Source organism: Streptomyces sp. NPDC021562 (assembly GCF_040640875.1).
GTDB lineage: Bacteria > Actinomycetota > Actinomycetes > Streptomycetales > Streptomycetaceae > Streptomyces.
The window spans coordinates 180068-197547 of sequence record NZ_JBFACN010000001.1; the positions used below are offsets into that span (position 1 = coordinate 180068).

Sequence of the window (17480 nt, forward strand, 5' to 3'; positions counted from 1 at the left end):
GACAGTGGCAGGCAAACCGGTCAGGCCCGTCAACGCCATCGACCAGACCCGGCGGATGCTCTCCCTGGTGACCTATCTGCGCGAGCGCCCCGGCGCCCGGATCGCGGACGTCGCCCGGGCCTTCGGCATCACCGAGGACGAGCTGGTCTCCGACCTGGACGTGCTGCCCATGTGCGGCACCAGCTTCCGGGGCGGCGACCTGCTGGACATCGACACCGACGGCGAGCGGATCTGGTGGCACAACGTCGCCGCGCTCGGCGAGGACGCCGCCGAACCCCTCCGGCTCGCCGCCGACGAGGCGACCGCGCTCCTGGTCGCCGCCCGCGCGGTGGCCACCCTGCCGGGGCTCCGGGAGGGCGACCGGCAGGCCCTGCTGCGGGCCACCGCCAAGGTGGAGACCGCGGCCGGCGAGGCGGGCGACGCCAGCGCCCGGCTGTCGGTGACCTTCGAGTCCGAGGGCGGGGTGTTCGCCGACGTCGACCGGGCGATCTCCGAGCGCCGCCGGCTGTGGATCCGCTACTACTCACCGGCCCGCGACGAGCTCACCGAACGCGAGATCGACCCCATCCGCCTGGTCAGCGTCGGCCACACCTATGTCGAGGCGTGGTGCAGACGCTCCGAGGCCCGGCGTACCTTCCGGCTCGACCGGGTGGCGGAGATCAGGATCCTGGACGAGCCGGCCGCGCCCCCGGAGATCGAGCTGCGCGACCTGTCCGAGGCGCTGGTCCAGCCGGCCGCCGAGGATCCCGAGGTGGTCGTCGAGGTGGGCCCGGCCGGCCGCTGGGTCGCCGAGTACTACCCGCACGACAGCGCGGATGAGCTTCCCGACGGCGGGCTGCGTATCACCCTGCGCACCCCCGATCCGGCCTCCCTGCGCCGGCTGGCGCTCAGGCTGGGCGGCGACGGCCGGATCGTGTCACCGCCCGAGCTGGCCGACAGCGCCCGCCGGGCGGCCCGCGAGGCACTGGCGGCGTACGACCGCGTCGTACCCGCCGATCAGCACGGGCGTGCGTGAGCTCCGGGGCGACGGTGCCCTGCGGGCGATCGACCAAGAAGGAGGGGCGAGGGATTTGAGCGAGGCTGCGGGTTCCGGCGCGGGGGAGATCACGGTCGCGACCGCATTCGCCGGGATGAGAAGAGTGGTCCCCGTGGTGTTCAGGGCCGGCTGTCCGGACTGCCGGGGCAGCTTCGAGCTCGCCGCCGGCGCGCTGCGCCTGGCCATCGGGGCCACCAGCAAGACGACGTTCTACTCCTTCACCTGCCCCGACTGCGGTGCCGCCGTCCGCAAGCCGGCCGGCGAGCGCATCGTCGAACTGCTCACCGGCGGCGGGGTCAGGACCCTGCGGCTGCACCCCACCGTCTAGGCTCGCTGCCATGTTCTGGGCGATGGTCGCGGTAGCTGTGGGTTTCGTGGGTCTCGCCGTGCTCGGTGTCCTCGCCGTGCGGGTCTTCCTGGAGGCGCGGCGGCTGGGGGCGCAGGTCACGGAGTCGGCGCGGCGCATCAACCGCGCCGCGGAGGACCTGGAGCGGGCGGCCGGCAGCGCGGCCCGTACGGTCGACGCGCTGTGAAAGCGATGTGAGCAGTGGGCCGTCAGCGGTTTGCGTCACTTCGCCCTGTCACGCTGCCGGTCTCGGCAGGTACGCTGCTGATCGCGGCCGCCAACGAGGCACGGTCCGCGACGCAGGAGTACGCACGGGGATTGCCCCACGTTCACCCCCGGGCGTTACGATCGCTGTCAGCACGATGGTCGGACACCTGTCCGACCGGTCGGACAGGCCCCGTCGCCTCGGTGAGAAGGTGAAGATTTATGTTCCGCAACGGACTCGAGCCGTGGCACCTGTTGATCCTCGTTGTGGTGCTCCTCCTGGTCTTCGGCTCCAAGAAGCTGCCGGACATGGCGCGCTCGCTGGGCAAGTCGGCTCGGATCCTGAAGAGCGAGGCGAAGGCGATGAAGGACGACGGCAAGCAGCCCGCCACCGCCGAGTCCGCCGCCGAGGAGCCCGCACCCGCGCAGCGCACGATCCAGGCCTCGCCCGGCGACGTGACCAGCTCCCGCCCGGTCAACGAGCCGACGAACACGAACCAGCGCTGACGCGAGGACCGGGGCCATCGGTCCGCTGCACGAGATGAGGATGTGGGTTGCTCAAGTCTGCCCGCGGTAAGGAGAAGGATCCCGAGGGGCGGATGCCGCTCGCGGATCACTTGCGTGAGCTGCGCAACCGGCTTGCGAAGGGTGTCCTGGCGATCCTCGTCGTCACGATCGTCGCGGCCTTCTTCTACCGGGACATCATCGATGTCGTCACCAAGCCGATGTTCGACGAGATCGGTTGCAACCAGACCTTCGGGGAGCTGGCCAAGAGCAAGAACGTTCACTGTGCCCACATCACGGTCAGCGGTCTGCTCGCGCCGTTCACGCTGGCCCTGAAGGTCTCCCTGATGACCGGCGTCGTGCTGGCCTCGCCGGTGTGGCTCTACCAGCTGTGGGCGTTCGTCGCGCCGGGACTGCACCGCAACGAGAAGAAGTACGCCTACGCCTTCGTCGGCTTCGGCTTCCCGCTCTTCCTCGGGGGCGGCTTCCTCGCGTTCCACGTGCTGCCCACCACGGCCAAGGTCATGATCGACCTCACGCCCGCGAACGCCGAGAACCTCCTGCCGCTCGACGACCTGCTGGACCTCATCACCCGCATGATCGTCGTCTTCGGCCTCGCCTTCGAGATGCCGTTGCTGCTGGTCATGCTCAACCTCACCGGGGTGCTGTCCGCGCGGCGCATGCTGGGCTGGTGGCGCGGCATGGTCGTGGGCATCACCGCCTTCGCGGCCGTGGCCACACCCAGCCCCGACCCGATGACGATGCTGGCGCTGGCGGCACCGATCTGGGGGCTCTACTTCATCGCCGTGGCCGTCTCGCTGCTCAACGACCGGCGCCGGGCCCGCCGGGCCGCGGAGGGCCCCGGCGACGACGAGGCCTCCGAGCTGGACCTCACGCCCGAGGACATCGGCGAGGTCGAGCCCGTGCGGGCGCTCAGCTCGCCCGGCCGGAGCGACGTGCCCAGCGACAGGGTGAACGGCTACGACGACGTGACCTGAGCGGGACGCACCGCTTTGGACGTGACAGGGGCCCCACCGGTGACCGGTGGGGCCCCTGCGTGTGTGGTCGGGCGGCCGGGGTTCACGGGCGCTGCGCCGATCCCGATATTGATCGTCCTGTTGTCAGCGGGGACCGGTACGCTCGAAAGCACGATGACAGAGGATCTCTCACCGGCCGAGCGGTATGCGGCGGCCCGCAGGCGGGCCGCCGAGCAGGCCACCGCGCTCGCGTCGTTCCGCGAGATGTACGACTTCGGCCTCGACCCCTTCCAGATCGAGGCCTGCCAGGCCCTCGAAGCCGGAAAGGGCGTGCTGGTGGCCGCCCCCACCGGCTCCGGCAAGACGATCGTGGGCGAGTTCGCCGTCCACCTCGCCCTGATGCAGGGCAAGAAGTGCTTCTACACGACACCCATCAAGGCGCTGTCGAACCAGAAGTACGCCGACCTGTGCCGCCGCTACGGCGACGGCATGGTGGGCCTGCTCACCGGCGACAACAGCATCAACCCGGACGCCGCCGTGGTCGTCATGACCACCGAGGTCCTGCGGAACATGCTGTACGCGGGCTCCCAAACCCTCCTCGGCCTCGGCTACGTGGTCATGGACGAGGTCCACTACCTGTCCGACCGCTTCCGCGGCGCCGTCTGGGAAGAGGTGATCATCCACCTCCCGGAGTCCGTCACCCTGGTGTCCCTGTCGGCGACCGTCTCCAACGCCGAGGAGTTCGGCGACTGGCTCGACACCGTCCGCGGCGACACCGAGGTCATCGTCTCCGAGCACCGCCCCGTCCCGCTCTTCCAGCACGTGCTCGCCGGACGCCGGATGTACGACCTGTTCGAGGAGGGCGAGGGCCACAAGAAGGCGGTCAACCCCGACCTCGCCCGGCTGGCCCGCATGGAGGCACAGCGTCCGTCGTACCAGGACCGCAGGCGCGGCCGCGCCATGCGGGAGGCCGACCGGGAGCGGGAGCGCCGGCAGCGCTCCCGGGTGTGGACCCCGGGCCGCCCCGAAGTCATCGAACGGCTCGACAACGAGGGCCTGCTGCCCGCGATCACCTTCATCTTCAGCCGCGCCGCCTGCGAGGCCGCCGTCCAGCAGTGCCTGTACGCGGGGCTGCGGCTCAACGACGACGAGGCACGGGAACAGGTCCGCGCCCTCGTCGAGGAGCGCACCTCCTCCATCCCGCCGGAGGACCTGCACGTCCTGGGCTACTACGAGTGGCTGGAGGGCCTGGAGCGCGGTATCGCCGCCCACCACGCGGGCATGCTCCCCACCTTCAAGGAAGTCGTCGAGGAACTCTTCGTACGCGGCCTGGTCAAGGCCGTGTTCGCCACCGAGACCCTCGCGCTCGGCATCAACATGCCCGCCCGTTCGGTCGTCCTGGAGAAGCTCGTCAAGTGGAACGGCGAGCAGCACGCCGACATCACCCCCGGCGAGTACACCCAGCTGACGGGCCGTGCGGGCCGCCGCGGCATCGACGTCGAGGGTCACGCGGTGGTGCTGTGGCAGCGCGGGATGAGCCCCGAGCACCTCGCCGGACTCGCCGGTACCCGCACGTATCCGCTGCGCTCCAGCTTCAAGCCGTCGTACAACATGGCGGTCAACCTGGTCGAGCAGTTCGGGCGGCACCGCTCACGGGAGCTGCTGGAGACCTCGTTCGCGCAGTTCCAGGCCGACAAGTCGGTCGTCGGGATCTCCCGGCAGGTGCAGCGCAACGAGGAAGGGCTCAGCGGCTACAAGGAGTCCATGACCTGCCACCTCGGCGACTTCGAGGAGTACGCGCGGCTGCGCCGGGAACTGAAGGACCGCGAGACCGAGCTGTCCCGGCAGGGCGCGGCCCAGCGCCGCGCCGAGGCCGCCGTGGCCCTGGAGAAGCTCAAGCCGGGCGACGTCATCCACGTGCCGACGGGCAAGTACGCCGGGCTCGCGCTCGTCCTCGACCCCGGGCTGCCCGCCGGGCGGTCCAACGGCCACCGCGGCTTCGAGCAGCACGACGGACCCCGCCCGCTGGTGCTGACCGCCGAACGGCAGGTCAAGCGGCTGGCCTCGATCGACTTCCCGGTGCCCGTCGAGGCGCTGGAGCGGATGCGGATCCCCAAGTCCTTCAACCCCCGCTCCCCGCAGTCCCGTCGGGACCTCGCCTCGGCGCTGCGCACCAAGGCCGGGCACATCCCGCCGGAGCGGGCCCGCAAGAAGCGCTCGCAGGCGGCCGACGACCGCGAGATCGCCCGGCTGCGCACCGCGATCCGCGCGCACCCCTGCCACGGGTGCAACGACCGCGAGGACCATGCCCGCTGGGCCGAGCGCTACCACCGGCTGCTGCGGGACACCTCGCAGCTGGAGCGGCGCATCGAGGGCCGGACCAACACCATCGCCCGTACCTTCGACCGGATCGTCGCCCTGCTGACCGAACTGGACTACCTGCGCGGCGACGAGGTCACCGAACACGGCAGGCGGCTGGCCCGGCTCTACGGCGAACTGGACCTGCTGGCCAGCGAATGCCTGCGCGCCGGCGTCTGGGAGGGGCTCGGCCCCGCCGAGCTCGCCGCGTGCGTCTCGGCCCTGGTGTACGAGGCCCGGGTCGGGGACGACGCGATGGCCCCGAAGCTGCCCTCCGGCAAGGCCAAGGCCGCGCTCGGCGAGATGGTGCGGATCTGGGGGCGGCTCGACGCCCTGGAGGAGGAGTTCCGTATCAACCAGACCGAGGGGGTCGGGCAGCGCGAGCCCGACCTCGGGTTCGCCTGGGCCGTGTACATGTGGGCCTCCGGGACGGGACTCGACGAGGTGCTGCGGGAGGCCGAGATGCCCGCGGGGGACTTCGTCCGGTGGTGCAAGCAGGTCATCGACGTGCTGGGACAGCTCTCCGCGGCGGCGCCGGCGGGGGAGGGGTCGACGGTGGGGAAGACCGCGCGCAAGGCCGTGGATCTGGTGCTGCGGGGGGTCGTGGCCTACTCGTCGGTGGGGTGAGTCGGGCGGGTGCGGGTGCGCTGTGGCTGGTCGCGCAGTTCCTCGCGCCCCTGGGCATGGACCGTCATCCTCGGTTGAGATAGTTCCGCCAGCCTCCGTACCGGGTGATGTCCTCGGCGTCCGCCAGCGCGCCCGGTTCGCACAGGAAGCCGGGGGCGGTGGTGCCGTCCGCCAGTTCCACGGTGCCCAGGGCCATCGGGCGGGGGAGGGTCGCCAGGAGGCGGCCCAGGCCCTGCGCCGGGAGCGTCCACACCTCGGTCTCGATCGCCGCGCCGCCCTCGCCCACGTACACCAGGCCGGGCTTGGGCGGGTCGGTCCGCAGGGCGTGGAGGCGGTACGCCGGGGCCGTGGTCGTGGTGCGGTCCAGTACCGCGCCCTGTGCGAGGAGCTGGGCGTTGAGGGGCTGGCCCGTCAGGTGGGCGCCCAGGACCGCCAGGCTCACCCTCGGCTCCAGGGCGCGGGCGATCGCGGCCAGGCGGTCGTCCGTGAACGCCGGGCCGATCAGCATCACCCCGAAGGGAAGGCCGTTCACCTCGCCGGCCGGAACCGCCACCGCCGCCAGGTCGAAGAGGTTCGTGGAGTTGGTGAAGCGGCCCAGCCGGGCGTTGGCGCCCAGCGGGTCGGCCGCCACCTCCGCCAGGGTCGGGTGGCCGGGCGCCGTGGGCAGGAGGAGGGCGTCCGCGTCGGCCAGCTCGGCCAGGGCGCGGGCGCGCAGGTCCGCGAGCCGCTCCTGGTCGGCGAAGAGCCGGTGCGCCGGGATGTCTCGGGCGCGGGTGATGATGCCGGCCACGGTCGGGTCCAGGCCCTCTCCGCCCGATGAGATCGACTTGTCGACGAAGGCACCCACCGCCGTGTAGCGCTCCGCGACGAACGCGCCTTCGTAGAGCATCGCCGCCGCCTCCGTGAAGGGGGCGAGATCGAGGGGCCGGACCGAGGCGCCGGCGGCGGTCAGACGGTCCGCCGCCGCCTCGTAGGCCGCCGCCCAGCCCTCGTCCAGCTCACCGAGCTGTTCGAGGGGCGGGACCGCGATGCGCCAGGGGCCGGGCGTGCGCTGGGGGGGCAGCGGCAGCGGGCGCTCCGGCGGCCGGGCGGCATGGCCCAGTGCCTGCTCGGCCTCCGCCAGGGTACGGGCGAACACCGTCACGCAGTCGAGCGACGCGCAGGCCGGCACCACCCCGGCCGTGGGCACCAGGCCCCGGGTGGGTTTGAGGCCGACGATGCCGTTGAAGGCCGCCGGGATCCGGCCCGAGCCCGCCGTGTCCGTGCCCAGGGCGAAGTCGACGATCCCGAGGGCCACCGCCACCGCCGAACCCGAACTGGAGCCGCCGCTGATCCTGGTGGGGTCGATCGCGTTGCGCACCGCGCCGTACGGGGAGCGGGTGCCCACCAGGCCCGTCGCGAACTGGTCGAGGTTGGTGGTACCGAGCACCAGCGCGCCCGCCGCACGGAGCCGGGCCACCACGGGGGCGTCCGCCGCCGGTTCGTACGCGTACGCCGGACAGCCCGCCGTCGTGGGCAGCCCCCGGACGTCGATGTTGCCCTTGACGGCGAACAGCCGCCCCGCGAGGGGGAGCCGTTCACCGGCCGCCACCCGTGCGTCGAGCGCGCGGGCCTCCGCCTCGGCCTCCTCCCGCGGGCGCAGGTCGATCCAGATCTCGGGACGGCCGACCGCCTCGACGCGCGCGTAGGCGGCGCGGACACGGGAGAGGGTGCTGGACATGTTCTTCGCTCCTCGGGGTCAGTTCGCGGCCGGGGCGGCCGGGGTGGCAGGGGCGGCCGGGGCCAGGACGAGCAGCGCCGTGCCCGCCTCCACCTGGTCGCCGGGCCGTGCCAGGATCTCCGTCACCACACCGGCCATCGGCGCGTGCACCCTGGACTCCATCTTCATCGCCTCCAGGGCGAGCAGCGGCTGCCCGGCCGCCACCTCGTCGCCCGGCCGGACGTTCAACTGCCATACCGAAGCGGCGAACTCGGCCTCTATCAGCCTCCCGCCCGGCGGCACCGACACCTCGGCCGGTGACGCGGCGGGGGCGGTGGCCGCCTCGGCCCGCGCGAACTCGCCGGCCGCCTCCCAGGCGTCGCGCTCCGCGGTGAACGCCCTCTGCTGGCGCGCCCTGAACTCCGCGACGGCGTCCGCGTGCTCGGAGAGGAAGTCCTGGTACGACGCCAGCGAGAAGGTGCCCTCCTCGATGCGCGGCACGAACCGTCCGGAGACGATGTCGGCGCGCAGGTCGAGGAGTTCCTCCGCGGTCACCGGATACCACCTGATCCGGTCGAAGAACCGCAGCAGCCACGGCGAGCCCGGCTCGAACGCGCCCCGCTGCTGCCATCCCGACCACACCTGGGTCGTACGGCCCACGAACTGGTAGCCGCCCGGACCCTCCATGCCGTAGACGCACAGGTAGGCGCCGCCGATGCCGACGGAGTTCTCGGCGGTCCAGGTGCGGGCCGGGTTGTACTTGGTGGTGACCAGGCGGTGGCGCGGGTCGAGCGGGGTGGCGACGGGGGCGCCCAGGTACACGTCGCCCAGGCCGAGGACCAGGTACTCCGCGTCGAAGACGGTGCGGTAGACGTCCTCGACCGAGTCCAGGCCGTTGATCCGGCGGATGAACTCGATGTTCCAGGGACACCAGGGGGCGTCGTCGCGGACGCCCGCCATGTAGCGGGCGATCGCCTCCCGGGTCGCCGGGTCGTCCCAGGACAGGGGGAGGTGGACCGTGCGGGAGGGGACCACCAGTTCGTCGGTGGGCGGCAGCGCCGAGACGATCTCCCGCACCGCGGCCAGGAGTTCGGCCTGCGGGAGGGTGACCGGGTCGGTGCGGATCTGGAGGGAGCGGATGCCTGGGGTGAGGTCCGTGACCCCGGGCGGCGCCGCCGCCGTCACCGCCTCCATCAGCGCGTGGACGCGCATGCGCAGCGCCAGGTCCAGCTGCATCGGGCCGAACTCGACCAGCAGGTTGTCGTCGCCGCTGCGGCGGTAGGTGACGTCCCCGTCCCGGGCCAGGACACCGCCGTCGACGATCTCGGGACGGGGCTCGCCCGTCACGTCGACCGGGGTGAAGCGGACCGTGTCGCCGGGGCGGAGCTGGCCGAGCTTCCAGCGCTCACCGCTCAGGACGGTCGCCGGGCACACGAAACCGCCCAGTGAGGGACCGTCGGGGCCGAGCAGCACGGGCATGTCGCCGGTGTAGTCGACGGCGCCGACCGAGTACGGGGTGTCGTGGATGTTGGACGGGTGCAGGCCCGCCTCACCGCCGTCGGTGCGCGCCCAGCGCGGCTTGGGCCCCACCAGGCGGACCCCGGTGCGCGCCGAGTTGAAGTGCACCTTCCACTCGGCGGCGTAGAAGTCACGGATGTCGTCCTCGGTGAAGAACTCCGGCGCGGCATGCGGGCCTTCGACGGCCGCGAGGTGCCAGACGGTGGTGAAGGGCGGGCGTTCGGCCACCGGCTCGCCCACCGTCACGGCGCCGCCGTGCAGGACGTCGCCCGTGCGCAGCGCCCGCCCGCCGTGGCCGCCGAACCGGCCCAGCGTGAAGGTGCTCGCACTGCCCAGGAAGGCCGGCACGTCCAGACCGCCGCCGGCGAACAGGACGTAGGTGCGCAGGCCGTACTCGGCGGGGGCGCCGATCTCCAGCAGCGCGCCCGCCGGGACCGTCACCGGTTCCCACTGCGGGACGGGGGACCCGTCGACGGTCACCGCGGCCGGGGCGCCGGTGACACAGACGGTCGTGGGGTGGGTGAAGCGCAGCGACGGACCCGCAAGGGTGCATTCCAGGCCGGGGGCGCCCTCCGGGTTGCCGAGCGCGCGGTTGCCGAGGCGGAAGGAGCGGTCGTCCATCGGGCCGCTCGGCGGGACGCCCACCTGCCAGTATCCGGTGCGGCCCGGCCAGTCCTGGACCGTGGTGAGGGTGCCGGCCGAGACGACCTCGATCCGGGGGGTGGGGTCGGTGACCGCGGCGAGTGTCGCGGTGGAGTGGGTGGCGGCGCGGAAGTCCGGATCGGCGAGCGCGGCGCGCACCAGGCCCAGGTTGGTCTCGATGCCGTCGACGCGGGTCCGGGCGAGCGCCTCGTCCAGTCCACGCAGCGCGCCGGCCCGGTCGGGGCCGTACGCGATCACCTTCGCGAGCATCGGGTCGTACGACGTCGTCACCTCGGTGCCGGTCTCCACCCAGCCGTCGACGCGTACGCCCTGCGGGAACTCCACCCGGGTCAGCAGCCCGGCGCTGGGCCGGTGGCCGCGGGACGGGTCCTCGGCGTAGACACGGGCCTCGACGGCATGCCCGCGCGGTGCGCCCGGGTCCTGTACGACGTCGGTCTCGCCGCCGGCCAGACGGAGCATCCAGGCGACCAGGTCGACGCCGTAGATCTCCTCGGTGACCGGGTGTTCCACCTGGAGACGGGTGTTGACCTCCAGGAAGTAGGCCTCCTCACGGGCCGCGTCGTACACGAATTCGACCGTGCCCGCGGAGCGGTAGCCGACCGAGGCGCACAGGTCACGGGCGGACGCGGCGAGCTGCGCACGCACCGCGGGCGGCAGGCCGGGGGCGGGGGCCTCCTCGACGACCTTCTGGTTGCGGCGCTGCAGCGAGCAGTCCCGGTCGCCGAAGGTGACGACCCGGCCCGCGCCGTCCCCGAAGACCTGCACCTCGACGTGGCGCGCGTGCTCGACCAGGCGTTCCAGGAAGACCCCGGCGGAGGAGAAGGAGGCGGCGGCGACCCGCTGCACCCGTTCCCAGGCCTCGGTCAGCTCGTCGGCGGATCGACAAGCCGACATGCCGATACCGCCGCCCCCGCCGGTGGCCTTGAGCATGACGGGGTAGCCGATGGCCGAGGCCGCGCGCAGCGCCTCGTCCCGGTCCGCCAGCAGCCCTGTTCCCGGGGCCAGCGGGACGCCCGCCGCCTGGGCCGCCGCCCGGGCCGTGTGCTTGGCGCCGAACAGCTCCAGCTGCTCCGGGGTCGGGCCCACGAACACGATCCCGGCCTCCTCGCAGCGCCGGGCGAACGCGGCGTCCTCGGAGAGGAACCCGTAGCCGGGGTGGATGGCGTCGGCACCGGTGTCCTTGGCCGCCTTCAGGACCAGGTCGGCGTCGAGGTACGACTCCTTCGCGGGCGCCGGCCCGAGCCGGACCGCCTCGTCGGCCAGGCGTACGTGGGGTGCGGCGCGGTCGGGGTCGGAGTACACGGCGACCGTGCGCAGGCCCAGTTCGCGGGCGGTGCGGATGATGCGGACGGCGATCTCGCCGCGGTTGGCGACCAGCAGGGTGTGGAAGGTCATCCCGCGGCTCCGGTGATCGTCATGCGCACGGCGGTCGGGTCGAAGCCGTTGCAGGGGTTGTTGATCTGGGGGCAGTTGGAGACCAGGACCAGGACGTCCCGGTCGGCGCGCAGGGTCAGCCTCAGGCCGGGTGCCGAGATGCCGTCGACGATGCCGAGGGTGCCGTCCTGCTCGACGGGCACGTTCATGTACCAGTTGATGTTGGAGACCAGGTCGCGTTTGCCGAGGCCGTGCCGGGCGCCCTCGGCGAGGAAGTTGTCCACGCAGGCGTGCTGGGACCAGGTGTGGTGCCCGTAGCGCAGGGTGTTGGACTCCTTGGAGCAGGCGCCGCCGACCGTGTCGTGGCGGCCGACCTCGTCCTCGGTCACCGTCATCAGCGCGGTGTGCTCGTTGGAGAGCAGGACGCTGCCGGTGGTGAGGAAGATACCCCCCTGGGCGTGGATCGTGTCGGGGGCGCTGTAGCGGACGGCCGTGTCGTGGGCGTCGTAGACGAGGAAGTCGACGGCCTGGTTGCCGTGCAGGTCGGTGATGGTCAGCGTCTCGCCCTCGCGGATCACCGAGGACCAGGCGGCGCGGGCCGGGACGACGGTGGTTCCCGTGTTCGTGGTCATGCGAGCCCCCTCGCGGCGAGGAATCCGGTGGTGTTGAGGAAGGCGCGACGGCCCTCGGGGGTGGCGTCCCACAGCGGGTCGCCGGGCGACGTCGGGGCGGCGCGCCAGGCGAGCACCTCCAGGGGGGTGCTGACGTAGTCGGGGCGGGGGTCGGCGGGGTGCGGGACGTTCGCGATCAGGACGGTCAGGTCCTGCTCGGCGCGGAGGGTGACGCTGCCGCCGGGGCCGGCCGAGCCGGTGAAGTCCAGCCTGCCGTCGTCGCGCACCGCCACGCCCTGGAAGAACGAGAGGGACGGCGGCAGGTCGCGGGGTTCCAGGCCGTTCTTGGCCGCCGCCAGCTTGAACAGCTCGCGGCCCGCGGGGGAGGGGGACTGCGGGGTGCCGTCGCCGTAGCGGTCGGTGTTGCGGACCAGGGTGGAGGTGCCGCACAGGGCGTCGTGGCGGCCGGAGGTGTCGGCGACGACCGAGGCCAGGACCCGGCCCTGGTCGGACAGGAGCAGGACGCCCTCGCCGAGGTAGGCGTTCCACTGCACCTTGACCGTGTCGGCGACGTTCAGCCGCTCCCACGGGCGGTCGGCGACGTACAGCAGCAGGTGGGCGCAGGCGTCGCCGTGCCGGTCGGTCAGGCGCAGCTCGGTGCCGCGGGCCAGGACCCGGTGGGTGTAGTTGCCGCCGGCCACCGTCTCGGCCCACACCAGGTGTCCGGCCTCGCAGGGCGGGTCGGGCCAGTCGGCGGCCGGGACGACCGGCATCGCGTCGGCCCGGGTGCCCTCCTGCGCGCGGGCGTGCGCCCGGGCTCCGTATGTGGTCGCTGTGGCCATCGCTCGACCTCCGGTCGCGTGGGCTCTGGTTGTTTCTGTCGCCCGACAGAAATTAGGGGCGACCCGCGTCGGGGGCGTTGCACGGGCGTTCCGGTGCGGTTACCGAGGGCTCACGGGGGCGGCGGTGTGGTGGTCGAGGGGGGGCGGTGGCGGTTGCCTGGGCGGAGGGGCGGCGGTTGCGTGGGCGGGGAGGGCGGCGGTTGGGTGTGGCCGGGGCGCGTGGGTGCTGGCCGGGCGGCACGAGACCGCGGCACCCCGCGCGGAACAGGCCCCGGCGGTGATGCCACCGCACCCGGCCGCCCTCCGGCGTGCCGCCGAACAGACCGCGACGCGACCACCGCCCCTCTCACGAACGGCCCCCACGCGCCACCCGCTCGACACCCGCAGCCGCCCAACCACGCCCGTCCGCCCAGCGCCCGCAGCCGCCCGACCACGCCTGTCCGCCCAGCGCCCGCAGCCGCCCGACCACCCCGTCCGCCCAGCGCCCGCAGCCGCCCGACCACGCCTGTCCGCCCAGCGCCCGCAGCCGCCCGACCACCCCGCCCGCCCAGCGCCCGCAGCCGCCCGACCACGCCTGTCCGCCCAGCGCCCGCAGCCGCCCGACCACGCCCATCCGTCCGACACCCGCAGCCGCCCAACCACCCCCGCCCCCGCCCAGCACGCGCGCCGCCCTGCCGGCCCCCGCACGCCGGGCGTGGGGGCGTGATCGTCGGGTGGGGGTGTGTGCGAGGATCGAACGCATGGGGACGAGCAGCGGTGGCCGTCGGGTCGGGCGGCCGCGGGTCGTGCAGCGGCCGGACAGCGGTCTGGAACCGCGTGCCGAACTGCTCGCGGCGGCAGCCGAGTTGTTCACCACCCGCGGCTACGCGGCCACCACCACCCGGGCGGTGGCCGAGCGCGCGGGCATGCGGCAGGCGTCCATGTACCACTACGTCTCCGGCAAGGAGGAACTCCTCGCCGAGCTGCTGGAGTCCACCGTCAGGCCGTCCCTGGCCTACGCGCGCGAACTGCTCGCGGACGACGCGACCCCGGCCGCGGAGCGGTTGCGGGCCCTGTGCCGGGCCGACGTGGAGCTGCTCTGCGCGGGGCCGCACAACCTCGGGGCGCTCTACCTGCTGCCCGAGGTGCACGCGGAGCGGTTCGCCGGCTTTCGTGCCGTACGCGCGGAACTCAAGGACGCCTACCGGAGGTTGATCGCCGCCACGGCAGCCGGCGGCGGTCAGGCGAAGGGCGAGCTGGAGCTGCGGACCGATCTCGTCTTCGGGCTGATCGAGGGCGTCATCCTGATCCACCGCTCCGAACCGGAGCGCCCCGCCCATGAGTTCGCCCGCGCCACCGCCGACGCCGCGCTGCGGATCGTCGGCGTCTGAGGGGCCCTTTCACCCGTCACGGTGAGTCACTCCGAACGCGCATGCGTTGTAACAGCCTGTGTTCGATCGAAAGCCGTGCGTGCAAAATGATCGAGGGTACTCCCCCCATTCGGACGTTTTCAGGTGCTTGCCGAATATGACACGGCGTTGATCCGGTCGGACTAAGCTCGCCCGCGGCGCACCGAGTTGAGGTGAATTCGTGCGCCTGTTCCCAAACATACGGAAGATCCAGTCTGCTCCATGAACCTTCCCCCCACGAAGTCCCCCGACACCCAGCCGATTCGTCTCAGAAGGCATACATGGTGAGTGTGCAACCGCCTCCCAATGGCCGTGAACTTTCCCTGGCGCGTGTGCTGTTGCTGCCCGCCACCCTGATGGCCACGGCGACCGCCGCCGCCGTCGTCCTGGTGGCGGCGTCCGCCCGGATCGCCGTCGGCATATGCGGTGCCGTCGGCACGCTGCTGGTGCTCGCGACGGCGGCGGAAGCGGTCCGGCGCGGCCGTATGCTCCAGGACGCCCGGGCCGAGCACCAGCGTCACAGTGCGTATCTGGAACGGCGCCTCCTCGCCCATGAGCAGGAGATCGAACGCCTCGCCAAGGAGGTGTTCCCGACCGCGCTCTACCGGCTGAAGGCCGGCGAGTCCCCCAAAGAGGTGGTCCGCCAGGTCTTCGACCTCGACCCCCACCTGCGACACGCCCCCGAGGCGCAGCGCCTGCTGATCCGCACCATGCTCGACATCATCGACGAGGAAGACCTCCAGCGGGACTCCCTGGAGCGCTCGTTCGTCAGCGTCGCCCGCCGCGTCCAGGCCATCGTCCACCAGCAGGCACACGAACTGCGGGAGATGGAGGAGGACCACGGCCGCAACCCCGAGGTCTTCGACGACCTGCTGCGCATCGACCACGGCACCGCGCTGATCGGACGCCTCGCCGACTCGGTCTCCGTCCTCGGCGGCGGCCGACCGGGCCGCCAGTGGCCCAACCCCGTCGCCCTCTACAGCGTGCTGCGCGGCGCCATGTCCCGGATCCTGGAGTACCGGCGCATCGAACTGCACTCCATCTGCCAGGTCAACATCAAGGGCACCTCGGTCGAGCCGATCATCCACGCGGCCGCCGAACTCCTCGACAACGCCACCCGGTACTCGCCGCCCTCCACCAAGGTGCACGTCACCGCCGTCGAGGTGCAGTCCGGCGTGTGCATCGAGATCGAGGACGCCGGTGTCGTCCTCAACGAGGAAGCCCGCGGCCGCCTGGAGAACCTGCTGGAGAAGGCCAAGCAGGGCAAGGACATCCAGGTGCTCGGCGAGAACCCGCGCCTCGGCCTCTCCGTCGTCGGCCGCCTGTGCACCACGTACAACATGGACGTCTCGCTGCGCGCCTCGGCGTACGGCGGGGTCCGGGCCGTCCTCATCGTGCCCAGCGACATGATGACCACCGACCCCGCCCCCGGCATCGCCCACGGCATCGGCGCCACCGGCATCCCGAAGCCCGAGCTCGGCGCCCTCGAAGGCCCCAAGCGGCCGCCCAAGCGGCGCCGCCCCACCAGCCCCCGCATCCCCGCCGGGATCTCCATGGAGGACGACGTCCCCGTGGTCACCGAATGGACCGCGGGCGGCCTGCCGCAGCGGCGCAGCCGGATGAAGACGCCGCTCAGCCAGCGGCTCGCCGAACAGGCCGCCATCGAGCGCGCCGAACGCGAGGGCAACCCGACCATCTGGTCGCAGCACAAGGAACCCGAGCCCCCGAAGCCGGAACGCCGTGAACCCGGACTGTGGGTCGAGGCCTTCTGGGAGGGGCTCAAGAAGAACAACCCGGGTGTCCACCCCACCGACTTCACCCGGAACCCGACCAAGTACCTGCACCTGATCAACGATCCGGCCGGCCCCGAGGCCGACGACGAGGGGGACCTCAAGTGATCCAGCAGCGAGGCAACTTCGACTGGATGCTCAAGCAACTCGCCGACGGAGTGCCGGGCGTCGAGATGATCGTCGTGCTCTCCGCCGACGGGCTGCGCATTGCCCGGCACGGCGGCGACCCCGACGCGGCCGACCGGCTCGCCGCGGCCTGCGCGGGCGTGCAGAGCCTGGCCAGTGCCGTCGCCCAGGAACTCCCCATCAGCAACGGCGACATGAACCTCGTCCTCATCGAGATCGACAGAGGTTACTTCTACCTCATGTCCGCCGGCGCCAACGCCTACCTCGCGGTGCTCGCCGACGTGACCTGCGAACCGGGCCGGATGAGCGAGATGATGCGCGACCTCGTCGTCCGCATCGGCGCCCACCTCACCAGCCCGCCCCGGCGCAACGGGCAGACCGTATGACTCCTCCGCAACGCAAACGGCGCCTGCCCGCCCCGGAACACGTCCCGCCACCGGTCCCGTCCGTGCCGCCGGCCCCCGAGAACGGCGGCGAGGACGGCGACAACAAGAACCCCGAGCGGCTCTACGTCATCAGCGGCGCCGACGGCGCACGGGCCGAACTCGACCTGGTCACCCTGATCGTGGCCCGCGCCGACCCCCCGCCCTCCGTCACGCCCGAGCAGGCGGTGCTGCTCAGGCTCTGTCTCGCGCCCCTGTCCGTGGCCGAGCTCTCGGCCTACCTCAACCTGCCGTTCAGTGCCATGACGGCACTGATCACGGAGCTGATCGCGGCCGAACTGGTGCAGGCGCGCGCCCCCATCGTCCGCCAGGCGCTCCCCGACCGTTCACTTCTCGAAGCGGTGATGCATGGACTTCAAAGGCTCTGAGATGATCCCCGGCCCCCGCACCGAGGACCACCTGCCGCACACCGCCCAGGCCGCGGTGAAGATCGTGATCGTGGGCGGCTTCGGAGTCGGCAAGACCACCATGGTCGGTTCCGTCAGCGAGATCAGACCGCTGACCACCGAGGAGACCATGACCCAGGCCGGCATCGGGGTCGACGACAACTACGGCTCCGAATCCAAGACCGCCACCACCGTGGCCATGGACTTCGGCCGGATCAGCATCACCGACCAGCTGGTGCTCTACCTCTTCGGCACCCCCGGCCAGGAACGCTTCTGGTTCCTGTGGAACGGCCTGTTCGAGGGCGCCCTCGGCGCGGTCGTCCTCATCGACACCCGGCGCCTGGAGGTCAGTTTCGACGTCATGGGCCGCCTGGAGGAGCGCGGGGTGCCCTTCGTCGTCGCCGTCAACTCCTTCCCGGACGCGCCCCGTTACCCCCTCGACGAACTGCGCACCGCACTGGACCTGCCTCCCGAGATCCCCATCGTCGACTGCGACGCCCGCCGCCGGGCCTCCAGCCGGGACGTCCTCATGACGCTGATGCGCTTCCTGCACTCGCTCGCCATGTCCGGCGCGCTCACCTGACACCT

16 protein-coding genes are annotated in these 17480 nt (G+C 72.4%); 11 read left to right on the plus strand and 5 right to left on the minus strand.

From position 1 onward, the window contains the following. Nucleotides 1–4: 4 nt before the first annotated feature. The 6 genes from AB0G52_RS00830 (at nucleotide 5) to AB0G52_RS00855 (ending at nucleotide 6052) form a co-directional block, all read left to right on the plus strand. Nucleotides 5–1015 (plus strand): WYL domain-containing protein, encoded by a 1011-nt coding sequence (locus AB0G52_RS00830; RefSeq protein ID WP_361332546.1) that lies wholly within the window; start codon nucleotides 5–7, stop codon nucleotides 1013–1015. Nucleotides 1016–1070: 55 nt separating this feature from the next. After that, nucleotides 1071–1364 carry a hypothetical protein gene (locus tag AB0G52_RS00835; protein ID WP_207921735.1) on the plus strand — a complete coding sequence of 98 codons (294 nt, stop codon included), beginning with the start codon at nucleotides 1071–1073 and terminating at the stop codon, nucleotides 1362–1364. 10 nt (nucleotides 1365–1374) lie between these two features. Next, entirely contained in the window at nucleotides 1375–1569 is a 195-nt protein-coding gene (locus AB0G52_RS00840; protein WP_132889137.1) for a hypothetical protein, read from the plus strand. Between the two features lie 239 nt (nucleotides 1570–1808). Beyond that, complete coding sequence (tatA, locus tag AB0G52_RS00845) at nucleotides 1809–2093, plus strand: Sec-independent protein translocase subunit TatA (RefSeq protein WP_132889138.1); 285 nt, start codon at nucleotides 1809–1811, stop codon at nucleotides 2091–2093. A gap of 47 nt (nucleotides 2094–2140) precedes the next feature. After that, complete coding sequence (gene tatC, locus AB0G52_RS00850) at nucleotides 2141–3088, plus strand: twin-arginine translocase subunit TatC (protein ID WP_207921736.1); 948 nt, start codon at nucleotides 2141–2143, stop codon at nucleotides 3086–3088. Between the two features lie 153 nt (nucleotides 3089–3241). After that, the gene (locus tag AB0G52_RS00855) at nucleotides 3242–6052 is read left to right on the plus strand and encodes a DEAD/DEAH box helicase (protein ID WP_361332551.1); all 2811 of its coding nucleotides are present in this window, start codon (nucleotides 3242–3244) and stop codon (nucleotides 6050–6052) included. Between the two features lie 64 nt (nucleotides 6053–6116). On the opposite strand, the gene atzF is transcribed toward AB0G52_RS00855, so the two are convergent. From atzF to AB0G52_RS00880, 5 genes are all read right to left on the minus strand, one after another. Continuing rightward, entirely contained in the window at nucleotides 6117–7772 is a 1656-nt protein-coding gene (atzF, locus tag AB0G52_RS00860) for an allophanate hydrolase (RefSeq protein ID WP_361332554.1), read from the minus strand. Between the two features lie 18 nt (nucleotides 7773–7790). Further along, nucleotides 7791–11327 carry a 5-oxoprolinase/urea amidolyase family protein gene (locus AB0G52_RS00865; protein ID WP_361332557.1) on the minus strand — a complete coding sequence of 1179 codons (3537 nt, stop codon included), beginning with the start codon at nucleotides 11325–11327 and terminating at the stop codon, nucleotides 7791–7793. Next, complete coding sequence (locus tag AB0G52_RS00870; protein ID WP_132889143.1) at nucleotides 11324–11938, minus strand: urea amidolyase associated protein UAAP2; 615 nt, start codon at nucleotides 11936–11938, stop codon at nucleotides 11324–11326. Before AB0G52_RS00870 ends, AB0G52_RS00865 begins: the two co-directional genes overlap by 4 nt. Next, a complete protein-coding gene (locus tag AB0G52_RS00875; RefSeq protein ID WP_132889144.1) occupies nucleotides 11935–12759 on the minus strand; it encodes an urea amidolyase associated protein UAAP1 in 825 nt (274 codons plus the stop codon). The genes AB0G52_RS00870 and AB0G52_RS00875 overlap by 4 nt, the downstream gene beginning before the upstream one ends. Before the next feature lie 346 nt (nucleotides 12760–13105). Beyond that, entirely contained in the window at nucleotides 13106–13372 is a 267-nt protein-coding gene (locus tag AB0G52_RS00880; protein WP_361332561.1) for a hypothetical protein, read from the minus strand. A 127-nt stretch (nucleotides 13373–13499) separates the two neighbouring features. Here AB0G52_RS00880 and AB0G52_RS00885 point away from each other — a divergent pair, with 127 nt between their 5' ends. The 5 genes from AB0G52_RS00885 (at nucleotide 13500) to AB0G52_RS00905 (ending at nucleotide 17475) form a co-directional block, all read left to right on the plus strand. Further along, the gene (locus tag AB0G52_RS00885) at nucleotides 13500–14129 is read left to right on the plus strand and encodes a helix-turn-helix domain-containing protein (protein ID WP_361332564.1); all 630 of its coding nucleotides are present in this window, start codon (nucleotides 13500–13502) and stop codon (nucleotides 14127–14129) included. A 299-nt stretch (nucleotides 14130–14428) separates the two neighbouring features. Next, complete coding sequence (locus AB0G52_RS00890; RefSeq protein ID WP_132889147.1) at nucleotides 14429–16045, plus strand: ATP-binding protein; 1617 nt, start codon at nucleotides 14429–14431, stop codon at nucleotides 16043–16045. Next, nucleotides 16042–16449 carry a roadblock/LC7 domain-containing protein gene (locus AB0G52_RS00895; RefSeq protein WP_089103096.1) on the plus strand — a complete coding sequence of 136 codons (408 nt, stop codon included), beginning with the start codon at nucleotides 16042–16044 and terminating at the stop codon, nucleotides 16447–16449. The genes AB0G52_RS00890 and AB0G52_RS00895 overlap by 4 nt, the downstream gene beginning before the upstream one ends. After that, the gene (locus AB0G52_RS00900; protein ID WP_132889148.1) at nucleotides 16446–16874 is read left to right on the plus strand and encodes a DUF742 domain-containing protein; all 429 of its coding nucleotides are present in this window, start codon (nucleotides 16446–16448) and stop codon (nucleotides 16872–16874) included. Before AB0G52_RS00895 ends, AB0G52_RS00900 begins: the two co-directional genes overlap by 4 nt. Beyond that, nucleotides 16855–17475: an ATP/GTP-binding protein gene (locus AB0G52_RS00905; RefSeq protein ID WP_132889149.1), complete on the plus strand. Its 621-nt coding sequence runs from the start codon at nucleotides 16855–16857 to the stop codon at nucleotides 17473–17475. Before AB0G52_RS00900 ends, AB0G52_RS00905 begins: the two co-directional genes overlap by 20 nt. Nucleotides 17476–17480 lie beyond the last annotated feature (5 nt).

Coding starts and splice junctions, on each gene's coding strand:
- AB0G52_RS00870 (WP_132889143.1), bottom strand. CDS start 11,938: ATGACCACGAACACGGGAACCACCGTCGTCCCGGCCCGCGCCGCCTGG.
- AB0G52_RS00875 (WP_132889144.1), bottom strand. CDS start 12,759: ATGGCCACAGCGACCACATACGGAGCCCGGGCGCACGCCCGCGCGCAG.
- AB0G52_RS00880 (WP_361332561.1), bottom strand. CDS start 13,372: ATGGGCGTGGTCGGGCGGCTGCGGGCGCTGGGCGGACAGGCGTGGTCG.
- AB0G52_RS00905 (WP_132889149.1), top strand. CDS start 16,855: ATGGACTTCAAAGGCTCTGAGATGATCCCCGGCCCCCGCACCGAGGAC.
- AB0G52_RS00890 (WP_132889147.1), top strand. CDS start 14,429: ATGGTGAGTGTGCAACCGCCTCCCAATGGCCGTGAACTTTCCCTGGCG.
- AB0G52_RS00885 (WP_361332564.1), top strand. CDS start 13,500: ATGGGGACGAGCAGCGGTGGCCGTCGGGTCGGGCGGCCGCGGGTCGTG.
- AB0G52_RS00840 (WP_132889137.1), top strand. CDS start 1,375: ATGTTCTGGGCGATGGTCGCGGTAGCTGTGGGTTTCGTGGGTCTCGCC.
- atzF (WP_361332554.1), bottom strand. CDS start 7,772: ATGTCCAGCACCCTCTCCCGTGTCCGCGCCGCCTACGCGCGCGTCGAG.
- AB0G52_RS00855 (WP_361332551.1), top strand. CDS start 3,242: ATGACAGAGGATCTCTCACCGGCCGAGCGGTATGCGGCGGCCCGCAGG.
- tatA (WP_132889138.1), top strand. CDS start 1,809: ATGTTCCGCAACGGACTCGAGCCGTGGCACCTGTTGATCCTCGTTGTG.
- AB0G52_RS00900 (WP_132889148.1), top strand. CDS start 16,446: ATGACTCCTCCGCAACGCAAACGGCGCCTGCCCGCCCCGGAACACGTC.
- AB0G52_RS00865 (WP_361332557.1), bottom strand. CDS start 11,327: ATGACCTTCCACACCCTGCTGGTCGCCAACCGCGGCGAGATCGCCGTC.